Origin of the sequence: Planococcus sp. MSAK28401, from assembly GCF_018283455.1 — a bacterium.
GTDB classification, from domain to species: domain Bacteria; phylum Bacillota; class Bacilli; order Bacillales_A; family Planococcaceae; genus Planococcus; species Planococcus alpniumensis.
In genome coordinates this window covers 2,372,849-2,393,417 of the sequence record NZ_JAAMTH010000001.1, presented here as the reverse complement: position 1 = coordinate 2,393,417, position 20,569 = coordinate 2,372,849, and the positions used below count along the sequence as shown (strand labels likewise).

Sequence of the window (20,569 nt, the reverse complement as noted above, 5' to 3'; positions counted from 1 at the left end):
GCGGAGGTGTTGGCGATGGAATCATCACATGATCATTCACATAGCCGCAATAAAAAAACATTATTGATCGCCTTTTTGATCATCACCAGTTATATGGTGGTCGAGGCGATTGGCGGATACTTGACGAACAGCCTTGCGCTGCTCGCGGATGCGGGACATATGCTGAGCGACTCCATTTCGCTCGGCGTCGGCTACCTGGCCTTTTCCATCGGAGAAAAAGCGGCCGACCAGACGAAGACTTACGGCTATAAACGTTTTGAAATTTTAGCGGCAGTCTTTAATGGAGTAACGCTCGTATTGATTTCGCTTTATATTTTCTATGAAGCCTACCACCGGATTTCCGATCCACCGGAAATTGCGACTTCTGGGATGCTGGCCATTGCGGTCATCGGCTTGCTCGTCAATATCCTCGTCGCGTGGATTTTGATGCGCGGGGGCGATACGAAAGAAAACTTGAACCTCCGTGCCGCTTTTATGCATGTCTTAAGTGATTTGCTCGGGTCGGTCGGTGCAATCACGGCAGCCCTTTTGATCATTTTCTTCGGATGGGCGTGGGCAGACCCATTGGCGAGTGTAGTCGTCGCCATCCTCGTTTTGATCAGCGGTTGGCGCGTGACGAAAGAAGCGATCCATGTTTTGATGGAAGGCACGCCAAAAAATGTCGACTTGGAACAAGTAGCGCAGACAATCGAAGCGCTGCCGGCCGTGAAAAGCATCCATGACCTTCATGTGTGGAGCATCACCAGCGGAAAAAATGCCATGTCGGGACATGTGGTCATCAATGAAGATATCTCGTTAAAAGGCAGTCAACAAGTGCTCAGGGACATTGAACAAGCGTTGTTGGAGCTCAAAATCGGTCATGTCACCGTGCAATTGGAAACCGAAGACCACCCCCACGACGACTCGATTCGCTGCCAAGGGCAAGATGAACCTGGGGCGGAAGGGCATCATCATCAATGAAGAAAAGAATCGACCAGTAAGGAGCGGGAACATGCCGCTCCTTTTTTCTATAAAAAATACGTGTTGTATATGTTTTATCATCCAGACCACTGCTTGAACATATAAGCATATGCTGATATGCTGTATTTGGCATAACAGTATTTAACCAGACCTAAGTTTAGAAGCGGGGGGAATCATCCGATGGAAGTAAAAGCGCGCGAAATAGAAATCGACAAGGCGAGCATGGTGCTGAAGCTATTAGGCGACAAGACGAGATTGTCGATGGTCAAATTGCTCGAAAAAAACGATTGCTGCGTCTGTGAATTCGTGGAAATCTTTAACGTCAGCCAGTCGGCGATCAGCCAGCACTTGCGCAAGCTTCGCGATCTCGGTTTAGTGAAGGAAAAACGCAAGGGGCAATGGATTTTCTATTCATTGAACCAGGACAGTGAATTATACGATATGCTCATGCAAGTCTTGGCATTCATTCCGAGCCAGGATGAGCGCATCGAGAGATTGGTGGAGCAGGGATTACGCATTCGTTGTGAGTAATTGTCGATACGGAAAAGGCATCACGTTGAATAAACATAGAGATACTAAAAACCATTCATGGAACAAGGGAGTTAATCAATATGACGAAAAAAACATTGTACTTTTTATGCACAGGCAATTCATGCCGCAGCCAGATGGCGGAAGGCTGGGGGAAAGAAATTTTAGGCGACGAGTGGCAAGTATTGAGTGCCGGAATCGAAGCACATGGCTTGAACCCGAACGCGGTAAAAGCGATGAATGAAGTGAATATCGATATTTCGAATCAAACATCCGATGTCATCGATACCGAAATTTTAAACAATGCGGATTTTGTGGTGACACTTTGCGGCGACGCAGCAGATAAATGTCCGATGACGCCGCCTCACGTAAAACGCGACCACTGGGGCTTTACGGATCCAGCGAAAGCGCAAGGTACCGAAGAAGAGAAATGGAAAGTGTTCCAATCGGTACGCGATGATATCGAAGCGCGCATCCGCCATTTCGCTGCAACTGGTGAGTAAGTGAAGTTTCGCGAGGGGGAGATTGCGCTCCAGGCCTTGCTTTAGGGCCACAGGATGTGGGGCATGCAGGCGATGCGACAGGACGTCGCGATATCGGCTGCCCGGCGATCCCCCAGGAGTCATGGCCTTCTGCTTCATCTCCAATATTAGAATGTTAAATCTTTCAAATCTAGCTGTTCGAATTTTTGAATAGAGTAAGCATATGTACGATGACTCTAGTCTTATTTAATAGAACCAAACTACACAGGTTGAAGGAGAGCTGAATATGAAAAAGGTAGAAATTTTCGATCCGGCGATGTGTTGTTCGACGGGTGTTTGCGGCCCCACTGTGGATCCGGAACTGACGCGCATTGCGTCGGCTGTGTATTCACTCGAGAAAAAAGGATTTGCGATTTCACGCCATAATTTGACGGATGATCCGGGTGCGTTTGTGGACAATAGACAAGTCAATCAAGTGCTGGTCGAAAAAGGTCCGGATGCGTTGCCGGTTGTGCTGGTTAACGGAGAAGTCGTAAAAATTGCCGAATACCCGACAACAGAAGAATTGGCAGAGTGGTTCGAGGCCGCACCGTCCGAATTGCAGGAAAAGCCACGCGTGCGCGTGTCACTGAACATCAACAACTAAAGGAGCGTTCCTATGTATTCATTGTTCAATCCGAATCAAATGGCCGTCACTCCGTTTCTGTTTTTCACCGGTAAAGGCGGTGTCGGGAAAACTTCGACTGCGTGTGCAACAGCTGTCGCCTTAGCTGATCAGGGCAAGAAGGTATTGCTCGTCAGCACCGATCCTGCTTCTAATCTGCAAGACGTGCTAGAAGTCCAACTAACGAACGACCCGAAAGCCATTCCGTCTGTTGCCAATTTGTCCGCCTGCAATATCGATCCGGAACAAGCGGCCAAAGCTTATAAAGAAAGCGTCGTCGGCCCATACCGCGGCAAATTGCCGGATGCGGTGCTCGCGACGATGGAAGAGCAATTATCCGGAGCTTGCACGGTCGAAATCGCGGCGTTCAATGAGTTTTCGCATTTGCTGGCAGATGAAGCGATTTTAGCGCAGTACGACCATGTGCTGTTCGATACGGCACCGACCGGCCATACGCTGCGCCTGTTGCAATTGCCGACGGCGTGGAGCGGCTTTTTGGAAGACAGCACGCACGGCGCATCATGTCTCGGCCCGCTCGCTGGGCTTGAAGGCAAAAAGGAGCTGTATAAGAAGGCGGTCGATTCGCTGTCCGATGGCAATAAAACGACTTTGATCTTAGTGGCGCGCCCTGACAATTCCTCCTTGCTCGAGGCGGACCGCGCATCATTTGAATTAAAAGAAATCGGCATCAAAAACCAATTGCTCATCGTCAATGGGCTTCTTCAGACGCATCAGCCGGAAGACGCGGTCTCTACGGCATTCTACAAGCGGCAACGTGAAGCGATTGAACAGACACCTGAAGCGTTGAAGCAAGTGATGGCTTATTCATTGCCATATGTTTCTTATTCGCTCACGGGCGTGGAAAACTTACGCCATCTGTTCAGTTCATACGCAATCACTTCGTTCGAAACGGAAGATGCAGGAGAGCAGCTGGACTTGCCGGGATTGAACAGCGTCATCGATGACTTTTCCAAAAACAATACGCGTGTCATTTTCACGATGGGCAAAGGCGGCGTCGGCAAAACTTCTGTCGCCTCCGCCATCGCAGTCGGCTTGTCCGAGAAAGGCCATCAAGTCCATTTGACGACGACCGACCCTGCCGCGCATTTAGCGTATACGTTTGAAGGAAGCGGCACACGCGACAATTTGTCCATCAGCAGCATCAATCCAGACATCGAAGTGGCGCGTTATAAAGAAACCGTCATCGAGCAGGCAGGCGGCGGGATGACTGAGGAAGAGCTCGCTTATTTGAAAGAAGATCTGGAATCGCCGTGCACTGAAGAAATCGCGTTGTTCCAAGCTTTCGCCAAAGTAGTGGAGAAGTCCGAGAACGAAATCGTCGTCATAGATACCGCGCCGACGGGGCATACTTTATTGCTGCTCGATTCGACAGAAGCCTATCATAAGGAAATGAGCCGCTCGACCGGTGATGTGCCGGACAGTGTGAAAAAACTATTGCCGCGCCTGCGCAATCCAAAAGAAACAGGCGTCGTCATCGTCACCTTGGCGGAAGCGACACCGGTATTGGAAGCTGCGCGTCTCGAAGAAGACTTAAAGCGTGCCGGGATCGAGCCGAAATGGTGGGTCATTAACCAAAGTCTCTATGCTACAGATACAGCGGATGCTGTGCTGAGGGGACGCGCGATCTCCGAGAAAAAGTGGATTCGCAAAGTTGATGAGGAACTGGCCACAAAATGCGCCATCATTCCTTGGCTCGAAGAAGAGAAAATTGGTTATGATCAATTGAAAGAATTCATTTTATAATAATGTGGACATCAACTTATTTTGGAAGGGATGAGGCAAACGATGAGTGAAGCATACCAGCAATTAGTGAAAGGCCGCATTTTCATCGGCGGCGCAGCAGATGCGAAAACAGCAGTGGAAAACGAAGGCATCGACGTCGTCTTCGATTTGCGCGCAGAAGCAGGGGCCAGCGATGAAAGCTATACACGCATCCATGCACCGATTGTCGATGATTCCAAAGAACATCAGGATGAGTCGATCCAAGAAGCAGTGGACGGAGTCGTCACCGCTTACGAGGAAGGAAAGAAAATCTTTTTCCACTGCGCAGGCGGCAGCAACCGCACCGGTACTGTCGCAATCGGAACCTTGCTTGCATTAGGCGAAGCGAAGACTGTTGAAGAAGCTGAACAAATGGCGACGAACGTACGGCCGATCATCAGCGTGAAGCCGGAACTGAAAGAATCGCTGCACCGCATTTTTCCGCAAGCCTAATCCATGTTAACGTAAAGAATAATTGAAAAGAATAGGGGAGATGGAGTTTATGATGATTACCGATGAAGCTAAGAACTATATCCAATCCATTCTGGAAGAACAGCAAACGGAAAACTTGCGCCTTTATGCAGTCGCTGGCTGCTGCGGCCCGCAAATCGGCTTGTCACTCGATGCACCGGAACAAACGGATGAACTTATCGATGTGAACGGCATCCGTGTAGCGGTCGCGCCGGACGCTAAAGAAATGGCAGAGGAGCTCGCTTTGGATTTTGATACGCAAGGCGAGCAAGGCGGCCTGGTCATGATCGGTGCGCCGACTGGCTGTTGAATAGAAAAAAGAGCTCATCCGTGAGCTCTTTTTTTAGTGGCTTCCGTTTACTTTGATATTGTGAGAGAGAAATCGAGTGCTGGGGGCGTCTGCCTTCGGTGCTTTTTTATTTCGGAAGAAAATAATAAAACAGTAAAAAAAGTCTGTTAATTAATGGGAATATTCTTTAAAGTATATACAGGGCTAAAATAGGAAAGAAGTATGACATAGAACTATAATTCAAAGGAATGGGAGATATAGAAAATGGAAGTCTGGGATTTGTATGATGGGGAGCGCAACCCGCTCGGAAAGACACATATTAGAGGCAATAAACTGCAGCCTGGCGAGTTTCATATTGTCGTGGAAGTCATTACGCTCAATGCAGATGGAAGAATTTTCATGACGCAAAGAGATCCGGTAAAACCGCTTCCGATGCTGTGGGAAACAACGGGCGGGTCCGTGACTGTAGGAGAAAGCAGTTTGACGGGGGCTCTTCGCGAACTGGAAGAAGAAACAGGATTATTGGCAAGGCCTGATGAACTGCGCTTTTTAGGACAAACGAAAGGCGGCAATTATTTTCTGGACAGCTATGTGTGGAGATGCAAAGAGCGCATCGATATGGATGCCTTGCAGCTTCAGCCTGGGGAAGTGTGCGCCGCGCAGCTGGTCAATTGGATTGAGTTTCAGCAAATGAACCGGGAGCGCTTGATCATGCCTTCGGTCTATCAGCGCATGGAGCATTATTTCGAGAAATTGGCCTCTTTTTCGACTTATGCATGGGATGGTTCATTCAGGTAGTTGGAGGCAATACGTAAATTTGCAGAAAGCTAAAATGCAAAAGGGGCGATAGGATGATGAAAAAATTGCTCAGTTTATTTTTTGTAGAAGACACCGATAAACAAGACGGCGGCAAAGATGGATACTTTATGGTTTTCGCAGCGTGGGGATTGATTCTGTTGGCGAATGGCATTTCTGAATATTTTATTGGAAACGCATTGATCGACAACTGGTTTGTGATTTTGATGATCGGGCTCGTGGTATTTTTCGCTTCAGAAGTTTTTAGCAAAGAAACTAGCGAGGAGGGCGATTGAAATGAGAACGATCACCTTGGCAAATGGCGAAACCGTCGAAGTGGAGTGTCTGAGCTGCGCGTTGGTGGATGGCTTGATCGAACCGGAAGGCGGAGTCGTAGTGGAGACGGCGCATTTCCACGCCCATCAAGATGTGGCTTATCCCATTCCCGGCTTGATTATCCTTGCATCGAAGCGCCATTTGAAAAGCTTGGATGAATTGACGGAAGAAGAGCGGGTGGATTACATCACGGTCCTGTCAGAAATTCGCAAAGCGCAGCGAAACGTCCTGGGCATCGAGTCGGTCTATTATTTCTATAATGAAGACACGACACATCATTTCCATACGTGGATGGTGCCGCGGTATGAATGGATGTATGAGTTCGGGCGTTCCGTCGAATCGGTGCGGCCGGTGCTTTTGCATGCACGAAATGAAATGAACGATGAGGCAAATCTAAGGAGTGTCAAGCAAACGATTGCAGCCTTGACGGAAGAACTGAAACGATGAAGAAAGTGAAAATCTTCGACGCCCATTTACATATTATCGACCCGCGATTTCCGTTGACCGAAAATCAAGGCTATTTGCCGCCTGCATTCACCGCTTCGAATTATGTGGCCGCTGTAGAAAAGTTCGAAGTAACCGGAGGCGCCATTGTGTCGGGATCGTTCCAAGGTTTTGACCAATCGTATTTACTGGATGCACTCGACACGCTCGGTGACCGGTTTGTCGGCGTGACGCAATTGCCGGCGGACACGTCCGATGAGGAAATCCTCAAGTTGCATGGAAAAGGCGTACGTGCCGTAAGGTTTAATGTGAAGCGCGGCGGTTCAGAAGCGATCGAGCGGCTCGATCATTTCGCAGGCCGTGTCCATGAGATTTCCGGATGGCATGCTGAGTTGTACATCGATTCAAAAGATCTCGTAGAACTGAAAGACGTAATCAGCCGCTTGCCTGCCGTTTCCATCGATCATCTCGGCTTATCGAAACAAGGATTCCCCGAACTGTTGAAGCTGGTGGAACAAGGTGTCAAAGTGAAAGCAACCGGGTTCGGGCGGATTGACTTCGACCCGTCTTACGCAGTCCGGGCCATCCATGACATTAATCCGGAGGCGTTGCTATTCGGCACCGACCTGCCGTCGACTCGGGCAAAAACACCATTTCAAGCGAGTGATGTCACAGTTATCCAAGAAACTTTGGGTGACATCGAAGCAGAGAAAGTTCTCTATGAGAATGCATTGAAATGGTATGGAATTGAATAAGGTCTATCTCGAGCCAGCATCCTGTCCATTCGGCAGGCTGCTGGCTTTTTATATTTAGAAAGCTCTTGCGCTTTACGTTAACGTCAATGGTAAGCTTTAACTATCAAAAAAATCAGACAAAGGGGATGGGAGATGAAAACGATACGAGAAGCCGCAGAGGAATTCGGGGTGACCACGCGGACGATCCGCTATTACGAGGAACTAGGCATGCTGAAGCCAGAACGAACAGATTCCAATAAGCGGCTGTTTTCGAATGCCGAAATCGCGAAACTCAAGCTCATCGATCGAGGCAAAAAATACGGTTTCACACTAGAGGAAATCAAGGAAATGGTTCTGCTGTTCGATGCTGACCGCTCGGGCAAGAAACAGCTCGAACGCACAATCGAGTACGGTAAAAAGCAGATAGAGGAAATGGAGCGCCGCATCGAGGAGCTTGAAAAGACGAAACAAGAGATGGGGTCTTTACTGGGGGAGTTTAACGAAAAATTATCGAAACTAAAGGGGATGGAGAAATGAATATTTCACAATTGCTGGAGCGGAATGCACGGAAATATCCGGAACAAGAAGCACTCGTGGGGATGGGGCAGCGCTTGACGTTCCGTGAAGTGGACAAAATTGCGAATAACTTGGCGCACTCACTGATGAAACGGGGTATCAGCAAAGGGGACAAAATCGTCTTGTTCATGCCGAATGTACCGGAATTCGTTGTAACCTATTTTGCTGTGCAGCGTATCAATGCGATCATCGTGCCGATCAGTGCAAAACTCGGGCCAAAAGAAATCGGCTATATCTTGGAGCATTCGGATGCCAAAGCGCTTTTCGTTCATGAACTGATATTTGATGCTGTAAAGTCTCTGGAAACGAATGGATTGCTTTTGGTCAAGTCCGGGCAAGCAGTACCTGGCTGGGAAGCATTCTCCGACTTGATAAGAACGGAAACGGAAGAAATATTATCTTCCCATGCGCAGGACGACGAGCCATCGACGATTCTCTATACGTCCGGAACGACCGGCAAACCGAAAGGCGTCCTGTTCAGCCACCGCAATGTGCTGACGGTTGCGCAGATGATCTGTGTCGAAATGGAGATGAAACCGGATAGCCGCCTGCTCCATATGATGCCGCTCAGCCATTCTGCACCGCTCCATTTGTTTTTGGTGGCCGGAATGATCGTCGGCGCGAAGCATGTGCTCGTCCCGACGTTCACGCCGGACTTGTTGCTTGATACAGTCGAAGGGGAACGGACGACCCATTTCTTTGGTGCGCCGGTCGCTTATCTCATGACCGCCAAACATCCAGATGTCGGCCAGCGCGATTTGTCTTCGATGAAATGGTGGATTTACGGAAGTGCACCGCTGTCTGCGGGAGAAGTGAAATTCGTCCAAGAATCATTCCGTACCGATAATTTGGTCTGCGTGTATGGCCTGACAGAAGCAGGGCCGAGCGGAACCTTGATGACGGGGCCGGAACATGCGGAAAAAGCGGGGAGCATCGGCAAACGCGCCGCGCTCCATACCGAAATCCGCATTGTGGGTCTGGACGGGCAGGACGTTGCGCCCGGCGAAGTCGGGGAGATCCTGCTCCGGGGCGAAGGCAATATGCTCGGCTATTACAAGAACGAGGAAGCGACGAAAGAAACCTTTATCGGCGATTGGCTGAAAACCGGCGACTTGGCGAAATTCGATGAAGACGGATTTATTTGGGTTGTCGACCGCAAGAAGGATTTGATCATTTCAGGCGGCGTCAATATTTACCCAAAGGAAATCGAAGAAGTGCTCATTACTCATCCCGATATCCATGAAACCGCAGTAATCGGCGTGCCGCATGCGGAATGGGGCGAAACGGTAAAAGCGTATTTCGCCGCATCGCGTGAATTGAGTGCAGAGGAAATTAAAGCATTCGCAGGAAATGAACTGGCAAGCTATAAAGTGCCGAAGCTCATCGAACAAGTCGAAGCATTGCCACGCAACGCATCCGGCAAGATCCTCAAGCAGCCGTTGCGGGAAGGACGTGTTTAAATGGTCGTCTTGAAAGGTGCCGCACCGAGCGGCGAACGCAATTTCTATGAAAATGACGAGACCTTGAAGAAAATATTGGGACAACAACTGCCGGAGGATTTTCTCCGCTATGCACAACGTGAGCTGCAATCATTCGGCAAACTTGCTGCGGGCGATATCGACGAACGCGCACGCTATACTGACCGGGAAGGCGCACCGAAGCTCGAGAAATACAACCGTCTCGGCGAAGACATTTCACACGTCTGGGTCAATGAAGGCTATAAAAAGACAGTCGATGAAACCTACAGAACCGGTATTGTCGGCTATGTCCATAAGGAAATTCCGGAGCTTGGGAGAAAAGGCAATTACGTTTACAGCTTTTCGCAAGGCTATTTATTATCGCAATCGGAACCCGGCTTTTATTGTCCGGTGACGTTGACGATGGCGACAGCTTATTTACTTGACCATTATGCAGATGAAGCACTGAAGAGAAAGTTCATGCCGCATGTCTGTGCGACAGGGGACACAGAACTATTTGAAGGAGCGACTTTCTTGACTGAACGCCAGGGCGGTTCGGATGTCGGGGCGAATGTCGTGCAGGCCCTTGAGACCGATGACGGTTACCGCTTATACGGGGAAAAATATTTCGCGTCGAATGCCGGTATGGCGGGGGTGGCGATGGTGCTCGCCCGCATGCCAGGGGCACAGGAAGGGTCGAAGGGGCTGACATTGTTCGCGGTGCCGTGGAAAGTGGACGGCGAACTGAACGGGATCAAGATTCGCCGCTTGAAAGACAAGCTCGGTGTACGAGCGGTGCCTTCCGGCGAAGTCGAGTTCGACGGCGCGAAAGCATATATCGTCGGCGACCCGAAACATGGCCTTAAGTATATGATGGAAGCGTTGAACTTGTCGCGCATCTGCAACGCGGTCGCCTCGATTGGCATCATGAAGCGCGCACTTGATGAAGCAGCGGAATACGCCGAACGCCGCAACGCGTTTGGAAAAAAACTCACCGATTTCCCGATGGTGCAGGACAGCCTAATGAAGCTGCGTGCCAAGCAGGAATTTGAAACGGCGGCAATCTTCGATTTGATTGGCTTGTACGACCACGTCACAGAGGGCAGCGCGACACAAGAAGAACAAGTACTGAACCGCTTACTCATCGCGATTTTAAAGAAAGAATCAGCGGAACAGGCGATCCATTTCTCTCACGAAGCGATCGAGATGCACGGTGGCAATGGCTATATCGAGGATTTTGTCACACCGCGCCTATTGCGCGACGCACAAGTGCTCACCGTTTGGGAAGGCACGGCAAATATTCTTGGGCTCGAGCTGATCCGCCTCGTTAATAAATTATCAGCGCATGAAATATTCATCGACCATATCCAAAAACGCTTGGTAAAGCTGCAGGCGAGCGCTGATGTGGAATTGCTGAAAGAGAAAACGAAAGAGCTTGGTGAGGAGTTGACGGCGTTTGCCGGATTCGATGCGGCGCTGCAAAGCTTCGAGGCGAAGAGCTTTATGAAGAAAATGGCGCAGCTTTTCGAGAACACTGTCGCGCTTGAATGGGCTGAAAAACATGGCGGCATGTATGCGCCGCTAGCGGAAATTTTCACCGAAGTGACATGGAACACAAGAACAATAGGCGGGGAAATGAAGACCGTGAACTATTTTAAAGAAGTGATGGATAAGTAAAAAAATCACCCGCTGCAATTTTTTGCAGCGGGTGATTTTCTGTCTAGTAAGCAGTCAGGCATATGGTAAGCTGAATTCAGGAGTGACAATAGACATATTACAGCAGAACCTTTTCATTCAAGAAGCGTCCAGTTATTAACATATTGAAAAGGGGTGGGCAGATGGGCTTCTGGTATATGCTGTTGTTATTCATCGGAATTTGTTTATTTTTCGCAGGGATTTTGCCGAAAAGAGGATTTCCGCTCGTTGTGAAAATCGGCTTGCTCGTTGGCGGTGCTCTATGCATCGGCTTTTCCCTATTCATGTTCTCGCCAGGCAGCGCAGAAATCATGGCGGATTTGCTTGGTTTATAAACGGAAATGGAGTGATTTCAAGTGACGAAGATTTACATCATCAGGCATTGTGCCGCTTCTGGACAGGAGCCGGGGGCAGAGCTTACGGAAACCGGAATGGCACAAGCTGTAGAATTAAGCGGATTTTTGAGTGAGCTGGGGATCGAGCGGATTGTCTCGAGCCCGTATACGCGAGCCGTCCAATCGATCGCACCGTTAGCAGAAGCGTTGGCTGTAGAAATCGAAACCGACGAGCGTTTGAAAGAACGGGTCTTGAGTTCAGGAAATCTTACGGATTGGTTCGAGCGCTTGAAGAGCACATTCGATGACCACGATCTTGTGCTTGAAGGCGGCGAATCCAGCAGACAGGCACTGGACCGTATTTCACAAGTCGTGGGCGAGCTTGAAAAAAGTGGCCAAACAGCAGCAATCGTTACCCACGGTAATATTATGGCCTTGCTTCTGTCGCGTTATGTAGAGGGCTTCGGATTTGAAGGATGGCGTGCTTTAAGCAATCCGGATGTGTTTGTTTTAACTGATACGCCAGATGGAAAGAGCGGGGAACGATTGTGGAATGAGGAATCTCGATGATTCAAGCGGTGCTGTTTGATTTGGATGGGACCTTGCTCAATCGGGATGCTTCAGTGGTGTCGTTTATCGACGATCAATACGAACGGATGCATGGATCTCTCGGGCATATTCCAAAGGACGTGTATGCCGAGCGCTTTATTGAATTGGACAGGCGGGGCTATGTGTGGAAAGACCGGGTCTATGCCCAGTTGATCCAGGAATTTGACATCGAACAGACAACGGTGGAACTTTTATTGGAAGATTATCTCACCCATTTTCGTTTCCATTGCCATCCTTTCGATGGCCTTCAAGCAACGCTGGAGAGCTTGAAACAACAAGGGGTGAAGCTAGGTATCATCTCAAATGGCAAAGGAAAGTTCCAGATGGATAATATTAAAGCCTTGGGAATCGAGAAGTGGTTTGATGTGATCTTAATTTCTGAAAGCGAGAATTTAAGAAAGCCCGATCCGCGGATTTTTGAAAGAGCGATGGCCCGCTTGAATGTCTTGCCCTCCCACAGTTTGTTTGTCGGGGATCATCCAACGACGGATGTAGAGGCCGCTAAAAATGCCGGCATGATCGGGGTATGGAAGAAAGATGCTGGGTGGAATGAAGCCGCGGCGGATTACGCTATAGATGAGTTGGACGAAGTGAATAGGATCGTCCAAGAGTTAAATGCATAAAATCAACTTTTGTAGAAGTTAGGTTTCATCAAACTTGCAAAGGAAGTGGCGGTGCATGAAAGCAGTCTTATTATGGGGCAATTTGTTGTTCAGCGGCTTTATGGCCATTTCGATTTCCATGTTTTTTGCAGAAGGGGCCATCGCGGAGAACTACACGGACAAGCGCTTTGTTGCAGCTGAATTTCTCTGGATGATTCCGCTATGGGTAGTGGAGGCAATTTTAGTCGTGATCTATTTCTATAAGAAGAAAGCAGAATCGGTTTCCTACCCAGTCATTTTATTGATTAACCTCGCGCTGTGGGTGAGCATTTTCCTCAGCGCATGGGTATGCCTGCGCTGGGCAGTTTAGCTTCAGTGACACAATGAAATACGATCTCTGAGCATTTTCGTACGCCTTCCGAAATTTGAGCGTTACAATAGGGGAGGTAAAGGAGTGCTTATAGATATGACACAAAAAACATTTCAGCAGATTCCTGTGGCGGTGCTCGATTTGGCGCCAGTCAATGAAGGCAGCAACGCAACGGAATCATTTGCAAATAGCGTAGAACTTGCGCAGCACGTAGAGAAACTTGGATTTAACCGCTACTGGCTGGCGGAGCACCACAATATGCCAGGCATCGGCAGCTCGGCAACGTCTGTGTTGATCGGGCATATCGCCGGAAAAACCAACTCGATCCGCGTCGGTTCAGGCGGCGTCATGCTACCAAACCACGCACCTTTGGTCATTGCGGAGCAATTCGGGACGCTCGCGTCATTGTATCCGGACCGCATCGACCTCGGCCTTGGCCGTGCGCCTGGCAGTGACCAGGCGACTGCTTATGCTTTGCGCCGTACGCTACACAGCACAGGCGATGAATTCCCACAGCAAGTGATGGAATTGGAGAATTATTTCTCCGATAAACCGGTCGGCCGTGTCAAAGCGTACCCGGGAACTGGCATGGACATTCCGCTCTGGCTGCTCGGTTCGAGCGGGTTCAGCGCACAACTCGCCGCGCAAAAAGGCTTGCCGTTTTCATTCGCGAGCCATTTCGCGCCGGACTTCACGATGCAGGCGCTGCAATTGTACCACCAAAACTTCAAGCCATCTGCCGCTTTGAAAAGCCCGTATGCAATGGTTGGCGTGTCACTGATTGTGGCTGATACGCAGGAGCGTGCAGAATGGCTCGCCACTTCTTCGCAACAGCAGATGTTCGCATTGATGAAAGGCGAACCGACGACTTTCCAACCGCCGATTGATGATCTTGGCTCGGTATGGACGCCGCGTGAAATTGTCATGTTCCGGGATAAACTGAAATCCGAATCGATGATTGTCGGCACGCCAGAAGTGGTGCGCGAGAAGCTTGAAGCATTTGTCTCGAAAACCCGCGCCAACGAAGTCATTGTCAATTCACCGATTTTCTATCAGGAAGACCGCCTGCATTCATATTCGTTGCTTGCGGAAATGATGGAATAACCTGAGCACCAGCCCTGAGCTGGTGCTTTTTTCAATAGAAAATCCCCTCCTGTTAAGAAGGGGGAGCAATCAGTGAAGGTCTCGGGATTTGGCTTCGTTGTGCTTCATGATTTGCATTTCGATATCTTCATCGTTCCGTGCATAGTCTGGGCCACCTTCGCCGATCATGTTCAAGATCGAATCGAATTCCTCAGCGAGCCAATCCTTCAACTCCTTCGGTTCTGTGTCTTCGTCGATTCTTGCATAGTCCGGGCCGCCTTCGCCGATCATGTTCAAAATTGCATTGAACTCTTCATCGAGCCGCAATTCGACTTCTTTCCGTTCCACCCATTTGCGTTCCATGACGATATCCTCCTTCTGTTAAAATCGCAAGAACGACGGACCATCTCTATATTCAATTTTTATTATACAGATTATTCTGTCTTTTTAATATTAATTTGACTTAAAGGACTGGAACGATTTTTGCAGAATTGAACCATCAAGGAAAGGTGTGTGGCAGCAGTGGAAATGGCGATAAGAGAATTGATAGGCGAGTCTTCAGGCCGTGTCAGTGTGGCGATAAAATTTCGGTCAAGCCGAGTGTATATGAATAGCGAGGCCCCGATGCGCGCAGCGAGTACAATCAAATTGGCCCTGTTATTCGAAGCGTGCCGGCAAATCGCAAATGGCACGCTATCGGGCGACCGGAAAATTGCATTCGGGGACAAGCCGACTGGAGGAGCAGGCGTGCTGGACCATCTGCCATCACTTAAAGAATTAGCCTTATGGGATGTATTGACCTTGATGATTATCGTTTCCGATAATACCGCCTCGAATGCGGTGCTGGAGTTGCTTGGGAAAGATGCCGTTAACCAGGCGTGCAACGCGCTGGATTTGCAAAATACACGAATCGAACGGAAATTCATGGATTTCCAAGCGGCTGAAAAAGGGCTTGATAACCGGACCAGTGCAAGCGATATGGTTTGTCTATTGGAAGCTTTCCTGATGCAAGGCGTCTTGCCGGAGCGGGAGCGAAAACGGGCCATGGAAATATTGGGCAATCAGCAAAGCCGCAAACTGACTGCGGCAATCGAGGAAGAGGAAGTGCAGTTTTACGGCAAAACCGGTGAACTGGCTGGCCTGCAGGCGGATGTCGGGGTTTTTGGGGAAGGAGAAAATGTCGCCATCGCTGCGGTTTTCGTGGAAGGGGCGGGTAATCCACTGGAAGCCCGTCATTTGATCGCGAACATCGGGCTCTTAATCCATCAACAGATGAAATCGGCCACTTAAGGAATTTTAAAAATCCCCCTGGCCAATTTCTAGGCGAGGGGGATTTAGGTTTATTCAGCTAAATACTGTTGTATCGATTCAAAAAAGCGTGAAGATGTCTGCTCGAACCATTCAGAGTACGCCGATTCCGGATCTTCTAGAATGGTATAGGCAAGCTCGGTCCGCAAATCATCCGTCAAGGCCATCTTTTGGCGCGGGCCATCCGGCGTCAGCCAATTGAATTGCGCGCGGCGGTTGGCGTTGGCGAATTGGACCCAATCGGTCTCTGTTTCAGGTGAGTCGAACAGCGCTTCGCTTGAAATGAGCATCCAGCTTTCGCTTTGGTGTTTCGGCGGGAGCCATAAGCTCTTTTCCATCACGCCTTCTTCGACAGGGAAATCGTAGATCTCATGGCGCAGTTCCTGCACGCGTTCACCGTTTCCGAGCGACAGGGCGCGGGAAACATAGATATTGCCTTGCAGCGTTTCGGTGTCTGCGCTGCGAATGACGCCGAACGGATTGCGCGTAGCATCAGTGCCGTAGATTTCTTCTTCTTGCTGCAGCATCGTGTCTTCATTCCAGCGTGTAATCATGGCATCTTCCACGCCGCTGCGGTTCATCGAAAAGGTAAATGGCATCCAGCCGGTATTTTCGACTTTGTCGAAGAGGAGGACATCGCCGTTCGGTAAAGTTTCTTCCGTAATGGCCAGCGAACCGATTGACAAGGTCAGGAAGGTTAGGGGATAGATGTCAGTGGTGACATTTCCGTTTGTTTCCGTCTGTGCTTCACCGAGCGTGATGAAGGTCGGCTTGTCGATACTGAGTTCGACGTCTTCATGTGTATAAAGGGTTTCCTCATTTTTCAAAAACATAACCGCTGTAAAGATGATCAGCGCCATGAAAAACAAAGTAATGATTAATATGACTAGCTTCCTGAACAAAATTTCCACCTCAAATTTCGGGTATTTCCTGCATTACCGATTATAGCACGGGGACAGGCCGAAAATGGGCAAGAGTTTTGAGCATCACATGAACGTTTTTTGTTATAGTACTTTATCCAAGAAATCGCGTGCGCGTTCGCTCGCTGGATGTTTGAAAAAGCTTTCAGGCTCGCCTTCTTCGACAAGGACGCCGTGGTCCAAAAACAAGACGCGGTCTGCGACTTCCCGGGCAAAGCCCATCTCATGCGTGACGATAATCATCGTCATGCCGGATTTCGCAAGATCTTTCATGACTTCCAGCACTTCCTTGACCATTTCCGGGTCGAGTGCAGAGGTCGGCTCGTCGAACAGCATGAGTTCCGGTTCCATCGCGAGTGCGCGTGCAATCGCGACACGCTGCTTCTGGCCGCCGGACAAGCTGTTCGGGTAGGCATCGGCTTTTTGCGCCAGGCCGACGCGCTCGAGCAATTGACGCGCCTTTTCTTCGGCATCGTATTTTTTGACGCCTTTCGCTTTCATCGGGGCATACATCAAATTCTCTCTCACCGTCATATGAGGGAAGAGGTGAAAGTGCTGGAACACCATGCCGATTTGCTGGCGGATTTTGTGAATCTCTTTTTTGGAGGCGGTCAAGTTCTTGCCGTTGATTTCGATGCTTCCCGAGCTCGGTGTCTCCAGTAAATTCAAGCAGCGCAGAAAAGTCGATTTGCCGGAGCCGGACGGGCCGATGATCGCAACGACTTCGCCTTTTTGGATGCTGGTTGTAATATCGCTCAATACGAGGTTGTCTCCGAATTTTTTCGATAAGGCTTGTACATCAATCACTAAGCTTCAATCTCCTTTCGACCATGCGCCCGATTACCGTCAAGCCCATGACCAGGCACCAATAGATCAGGCCGACAAACAATAGCGGCTCAAAGTTGCGGAACAAGTCTGCCCCGACCACTTGGGCGCGGCGCATCAAGTCCAAGTAGCCGATCGTCGAGACGATGGCGGATTCTTTCGTCAAGGTGATGAATTCATTCATCAAGGCAGGCAGGATATTCTTCAGCGCTTGCGGCAAGATGATGTCTTTCATCATCGCGCCGTACGGGACGCCAAGAGCCTGTGCTGCTTCGAGCTGGCCTTTGTCGACCGCTTGGATGCCGGCGCGGATGATTTCCGAAATATAAGCGGAGGAGTTCAACCCGAACGCAAGAATTGCGGATAGAAACGGCGAGATGTCATAGCCGGTCAATTGAGGAATCGAGTAATAAATGATCATCAGCTGCAAGATAAGCGGTGTTCCGCGAAAAATCGACGTATAAGCATCAGCGAACCATTTCAGCGGTTTAGCAGAACCGATCTTAAACAGCGCAAGCACGGTTCCAAGGATGGATCCGAGAATGATCGCGAAAAAGACGAATTTTAACGTCACCCAAATCCCTTCGAGCATGAAGGGAATATACGGGACGATTTGTGAAAAATCAAGATTCATAACAGTTCCAACTCTTTTCTAAGGGCGAATTTTACTGCTCGTCTGTGAGCCATTTGTCTTTTAGTTCATCGAGTTTGCCGCTCTCTTCCATTTCAGCGAGGACGGTATTGACTTCATCAACCAATTCACTGCCTTTTGGGAAAGCAACCGCCATGCCAGGAGAAGCAGTCGTCGGGTCGTCAAATGCATCGAGCCCTTGTGCTTCGATATAGCCGAGCGCAACTTGCTTATCCATATATGCGGCATCAATGCGGCTGGAAAGAATCTCCTGGATCAACGCGCCGGAATCGTCGAGTGCCTTCAGTTCGAAATCGATCGCTTCATCCTCGATGATGCTCTTCGCGCCTTCTTCCTGGATCGTTCCGAGTTGGACACCCACCGTCAATCCTTCCAGATCTTCAAGTGTCTCGAGGCCAGAGTCTTTTTGGGAGACGAACATTTCACCAGAATGGTTGTATTCCGTGGAGAAGTCGACGTTTTCCTTACGGGCATCCGTCGCGGACATGCCGGCCAAAACCAGGTCGACACGGTCATTTTGCAAAGCGCCGATCAAGCCGTCGAATTTCATATCAGTGATTTTCAGTTCAACGCCGAGTTCATCTGCGATATAATTGGCAAGGTCGATATCAAAACCGACGATGTCGCCTTGTGGGTTGCGTGATTCAAATGGCGCGAACTCAGCGGATGTGCCCATTTCCAGTACTTCTTTTTGCTCGGCAGCTCCAGTCGCTGAGTCTTCTTGGCCGCAAGCTGTCAATAGCAGTGCAGAAACGCCGCCTGCAAGTAAATATGATTTCTTCATAATAATTCCCTCCGTTGTATGTTTATTCGATAAAATGAATCTTAACACGACGAGAGAACAAGTAAAAGAGTTTTTATACATATTTATGAATAATTATTAATTCAAATAGTTCAGAAAATGGGAGTGTGAAAAGATGAAAACTTTGCTTTTGACAGGATTCGAACCTTTCTTGGAATACACGGTCAACCCGACGATGAGAATTGCGGAGAAATTGGACGGCGAACAGATGGGCGGATACCGCATCATCAGCCGCATCTTGCCGGTCGATTTTAACCATTCAGGCGAATTGATATTGAAATGGATCGAAGAGTTGAAGCCTGATGCGGTCGTATCTTTAGGGCTCGCAGCTGGCCGCTACAAGATTACGCCTGAGCGTGTCGCACTTAATGTCAAAGACGGCGATGCGGATAATGAAGGCTACCAGCCGGTCGACGAACCGATTTCCGCACAAGGGCCCGCCGCTTACCTATCAACTTTGCCGGTGCGCAGTATGACACAAGCTCTGCTTCAGGCAGGGTTGCCGGCGGAGATCTCCAATACAGCCGGTGCATATCTATGCAATAATATTATGTATGAAGGGCTTCATTGCGCAGCCACGAACAAGCCGGAAATGCTGTCGGGCTTTATCCATATCCCGGCGGACCACCAATTGGCAATTGAACACGGAAAGCTCCCGAGCTGGTCCCATGAAGACTTATTGCGCGGTGTGCAGATTTGTTTGGAAACGCTGAGTAACGATGTGGAAGAAGGGAAATAGTAAAACCGAAAAGACAGAGTGGCCTTCCTGGTGCTCTGTCTTTTATTAGGGGGATATTTGCAATATAAATCATTTTTGATTAGTTGGAATATTCTTGTAGAATATAATGGCATTTAATGTGAATTGCAGTAGGATGTAATTAACAAGTTTTTTAGGAAAAGAGGTGCCTTATGCTTGAGACGGATCAGCTGACAAAAAAGTTTAAAGATACCATTGCGGTCGATGACGTGAGTTTGGTGCTTAGGCAAGGGGAATCGGTTGGGCTATTGGGGCCGAACGGGGCTGGCAAGTCCACAGCGATTGCCATGATTTCCACGTTGATGAAGCCGAGCTCGGGAGATGTCAGGCTTAATGGCAAGAGTGTATTGAAAAAGCCTGGTGAAATGCGCCGTGTGCTTGGCGTCGTGCCGCAAAAAATCGCCTTATACGAAGAATTGAGCGCTTATGAGAACTTGAAATTCTTCGGCCGTCTTTACGGATTGTCGGGGAAAAAGCTCGAACAGCGCATCGATTATGTGCTCGAGCTCGTCGGTTTGGCAGACCGGAAAAAAGAACTGGTTAAAAATTATTCGGGAGGCATGCAGCGCAGAGTCAATCTGGCAGCAGCAATGATGCACGAACCGGAAGTGCTCATCATGGACGAACCGACCGTCGGCATCGATCCGCAATCGCGCAACCACCTGTTAGAGACGATCCGCAAGCTCAACCAGGACGAAGGAATGACGGTTCTGTATACAAGCCATTATATGGAAGAAGTAGAAAAGCTCTGTGACCGTGTTTACATCATGGACCACGGAAAAGTCATCGCGGAAGGGACGAAAGAAGAGCTCAAAGCGATTTTGTCAGATCAGGAAACAGTACTGATCGAATTCGACCAACATTATCCGGAACTCTTTACAAAACTCAGTGAAATAGAAGGAGTCCAGCACGCGACAGCCGAGGAGCATAGCTTGAAGTTGATCATCCCGAAAGGAACAAGGTTGCTTGGGGCTTTGTTTCATGAAGCAGAACGCTACGGAGCCCAAGTGGTCAACGTCAATGTCCAGACGCCGACGCTTGAAGATGTATTCCTGCGGCTGACCGGGCGCAAATTACGGGACTGAGGAGGGGA

General features: G+C 49.3%; 27 protein-coding genes. 22 read left to right on the top strand and 5 right to left on the bottom strand.

Going from position 1 to position 20,569, the window contains the following annotated elements:
- Positions 1 to 15 precede the first annotated feature (15 nt).
- The 19 genes from G3255_RS12230 to G3255_RS12140 all read left to right on the top strand — a co-directional run bounded on the left by G3255_RS12230 (position 16) and on the right by G3255_RS12140 (position 14,233).
- Positions 16 to 960: a cation diffusion facilitator family transporter gene (locus G3255_RS12230; RefSeq protein ID WP_211654709.1), complete on the top strand. Its 945-nt coding sequence runs from the start codon at positions 16 to 18 to the stop codon at positions 958 to 960.
- 180 nt (positions 961 to 1,140) lie between these two features.
- A complete protein-coding gene (locus tag G3255_RS12225; RefSeq protein WP_211654708.1) occupies positions 1,141 to 1,491 on the top strand; it encodes an ArsR/SmtB family transcription factor in 351 nt (116 codons plus the stop codon).
- Positions 1,492 to 1,571: 80 nt separating this feature from the next.
- Positions 1,572 to 1,991 (top strand): arsenate reductase (thioredoxin), encoded by a 420-nt coding sequence (gene arsC / locus G3255_RS12220; RefSeq protein WP_058383287.1) that lies wholly within the window; start codon positions 1,572 to 1,574, stop codon positions 1,989 to 1,991.
- Positions 1,992 to 2,256: 265 nt separating this feature from the next.
- Positions 2,257 to 2,616, top strand: coding sequence for an arsenite efflux transporter metallochaperone ArsD (gene arsD, locus G3255_RS12215; RefSeq protein ID WP_211654707.1), 360 nt, complete (start codon positions 2,257 to 2,259; stop codon positions 2,614 to 2,616).
- A 12-nt stretch (positions 2,617 to 2,628) separates the two neighbouring features.
- On the top strand, positions 2,629 to 4,398 hold the full coding sequence (gene arsA, locus G3255_RS12210) for an arsenical pump-driving ATPase (RefSeq protein WP_211654706.1): 1,770 nt from the start codon (positions 2,629 to 2,631) through the stop codon (positions 4,396 to 4,398).
- 42 nt (positions 4,399 to 4,440) lie between these two features.
- Complete coding sequence (locus G3255_RS12205; protein WP_211654705.1) at positions 4,441 to 4,869, top strand: protein-tyrosine phosphatase family protein; 429 nt, start codon at positions 4,441 to 4,443, stop codon at positions 4,867 to 4,869.
- A gap of 49 nt (positions 4,870 to 4,918) precedes the next feature.
- Positions 4,919 to 5,197, top strand: coding sequence for a HesB/IscA family protein (locus G3255_RS12200; RefSeq protein ID WP_058383291.1), 279 nt, complete (start codon positions 4,919 to 4,921; stop codon positions 5,195 to 5,197).
- A gap of 243 nt (positions 5,198 to 5,440) precedes the next feature.
- A complete protein-coding gene (locus tag G3255_RS12195; protein ID WP_211654704.1) occupies positions 5,441 to 5,974 on the top strand; it encodes an NUDIX hydrolase in 534 nt (177 codons plus the stop codon).
- Positions 5,975 to 6,027: 53 nt separating this feature from the next.
- Positions 6,028 to 6,267 carry a hypothetical protein gene (locus G3255_RS12190; protein WP_211654703.1) on the top strand — a complete coding sequence of 80 codons (240 nt, stop codon included), beginning with the start codon at positions 6,028 to 6,030 and terminating at the stop codon, positions 6,265 to 6,267.
- 1 nt (position 6,268) lies between these two features.
- Positions 6,269 to 6,754, top strand: coding sequence for an HIT family protein (locus tag G3255_RS12185; protein ID WP_211654702.1), 486 nt, complete (start codon positions 6,269 to 6,271; stop codon positions 6,752 to 6,754).
- Positions 6,751 to 7,506: an amidohydrolase family protein gene (locus G3255_RS12180; protein ID WP_211654701.1), complete on the top strand. Its 756-nt coding sequence runs from the start codon at positions 6,751 to 6,753 to the stop codon at positions 7,504 to 7,506. The genes G3255_RS12185 and G3255_RS12180 overlap by 4 nt, the downstream gene beginning before the upstream one ends.
- Positions 7,507 to 7,638: 132 nt before the next feature.
- Positions 7,639 to 8,022, top strand: coding sequence for a MerR family transcriptional regulator (locus G3255_RS12175; RefSeq protein WP_211654700.1), 384 nt, complete (start codon positions 7,639 to 7,641; stop codon positions 8,020 to 8,022).
- Positions 8,019 to 9,521 (top strand): class I adenylate-forming enzyme family protein, encoded by a 1,503-nt coding sequence (locus G3255_RS12170; protein WP_211654699.1) that lies wholly within the window; start codon positions 8,019 to 8,021, stop codon positions 9,519 to 9,521. The genes G3255_RS12175 and G3255_RS12170 overlap by 4 nt, the downstream gene beginning before the upstream one ends.
- Entirely contained in the window at positions 9,522 to 11,195 is a 1,674-nt protein-coding gene (locus tag G3255_RS12165; protein ID WP_211654698.1) for an acyl-CoA dehydrogenase family protein, read from the top strand. It begins immediately after the preceding gene.
- A 161-nt stretch (positions 11,196 to 11,356) separates the two neighbouring features.
- On the top strand, positions 11,357 to 11,548 hold the full coding sequence (locus tag G3255_RS12160) for a hypothetical protein (protein ID WP_058383303.1): 192 nt from the start codon (positions 11,357 to 11,359) through the stop codon (positions 11,546 to 11,548).
- 21 nt (positions 11,549 to 11,569) lie between these two features.
- Positions 11,570 to 12,118 carry a histidine phosphatase family protein gene (locus tag G3255_RS12155; RefSeq protein ID WP_211654697.1) on the top strand — a complete coding sequence of 183 codons (549 nt, stop codon included), beginning with the start codon at positions 11,570 to 11,572 and terminating at the stop codon, positions 12,116 to 12,118.
- Positions 12,115 to 12,780 carry an HAD family hydrolase gene (locus G3255_RS12150; RefSeq protein WP_211654696.1) on the top strand — a complete coding sequence of 222 codons (666 nt, stop codon included), beginning with the start codon at positions 12,115 to 12,117 and terminating at the stop codon, positions 12,778 to 12,780. The genes G3255_RS12155 and G3255_RS12150 overlap by 4 nt, the downstream gene beginning before the upstream one ends.
- Positions 12,781 to 12,835: 55 nt before the next feature.
- On the top strand, positions 12,836 to 13,129 hold the full coding sequence (locus tag G3255_RS12145; RefSeq protein ID WP_211654695.1) for a hypothetical protein: 294 nt from the start codon (positions 12,836 to 12,838) through the stop codon (positions 13,127 to 13,129).
- Between the two features lie 96 nt (positions 13,130 to 13,225).
- Entirely contained in the window at positions 13,226 to 14,233 is a 1,008-nt protein-coding gene (locus tag G3255_RS12140; RefSeq protein ID WP_211654694.1) for an LLM class flavin-dependent oxidoreductase, read from the top strand.
- Positions 14,234 to 14,302: 69 nt separating this feature from the next.
- Here G3255_RS12140 and G3255_RS12135 read toward each other — a convergent pair whose 3' ends face one another.
- Entirely contained in the window at positions 14,303 to 14,575 is a 273-nt protein-coding gene (locus G3255_RS12135) for a hypothetical protein (protein WP_211654693.1), read from the bottom strand.
- A 150-nt stretch (positions 14,576 to 14,725) separates the two neighbouring features.
- Here G3255_RS12135 and G3255_RS12130 point away from each other — a divergent pair, with 150 nt between their 5' ends.
- Positions 14,726 to 15,502 carry a serine hydrolase gene (locus G3255_RS12130; RefSeq protein ID WP_211654692.1) on the top strand — a complete coding sequence of 259 codons (777 nt, stop codon included), beginning with the start codon at positions 14,726 to 14,728 and terminating at the stop codon, positions 15,500 to 15,502.
- 50 nt (positions 15,503 to 15,552) lie between these two features.
- On the opposite strand, the gene G3255_RS12125 is transcribed toward G3255_RS12130, so the two are convergent.
- The 4 genes from G3255_RS12125 to G3255_RS12110 form a co-directional block, all read right to left on the bottom strand.
- Positions 15,553 to 16,422, bottom strand: coding sequence for a hypothetical protein (locus G3255_RS12125; protein WP_211654691.1), 870 nt, complete (start codon positions 16,420 to 16,422; stop codon positions 15,553 to 15,555).
- A gap of 102 nt (positions 16,423 to 16,524) precedes the next feature.
- Positions 16,525 to 17,247, bottom strand: a complete 723-nt coding sequence (locus G3255_RS12120; protein WP_211654690.1) for an amino acid ABC transporter ATP-binding protein — start codon at positions 17,245 to 17,247, stop codon at positions 16,525 to 16,527.
- Entirely contained in the window at positions 17,240 to 17,899 is a 660-nt protein-coding gene (locus G3255_RS12115; protein WP_211654689.1) for an amino acid ABC transporter permease, read from the bottom strand. The genes G3255_RS12120 and G3255_RS12115 overlap by 8 nt, the downstream gene beginning before the upstream one ends.
- Positions 17,900 to 17,930: 31 nt before the next feature.
- Positions 17,931 to 18,701, bottom strand: coding sequence for an ABC transporter substrate-binding protein (locus tag G3255_RS12110; RefSeq protein ID WP_211654688.1), 771 nt, complete (start codon positions 18,699 to 18,701; stop codon positions 17,931 to 17,933).
- 133 nt (positions 18,702 to 18,834) lie between these two features.
- Between G3255_RS12110 and pcp the strand changes: the two genes are divergently transcribed.
- Entirely contained in the window at positions 18,835 to 19,458 is a 624-nt protein-coding gene (pcp, locus tag G3255_RS12105) for a pyroglutamyl-peptidase I (protein WP_211654687.1), read from the top strand.
- Positions 19,459 to 19,628: 170 nt separating this feature from the next.
- Entirely contained in the window at positions 19,629 to 20,561 is a 933-nt protein-coding gene (locus G3255_RS12100) for an ABC transporter ATP-binding protein (protein ID WP_211654686.1), read from the top strand.
- The last annotated feature ends 8 nt before the right edge of the window (positions 20,562 to 20,569 follow it).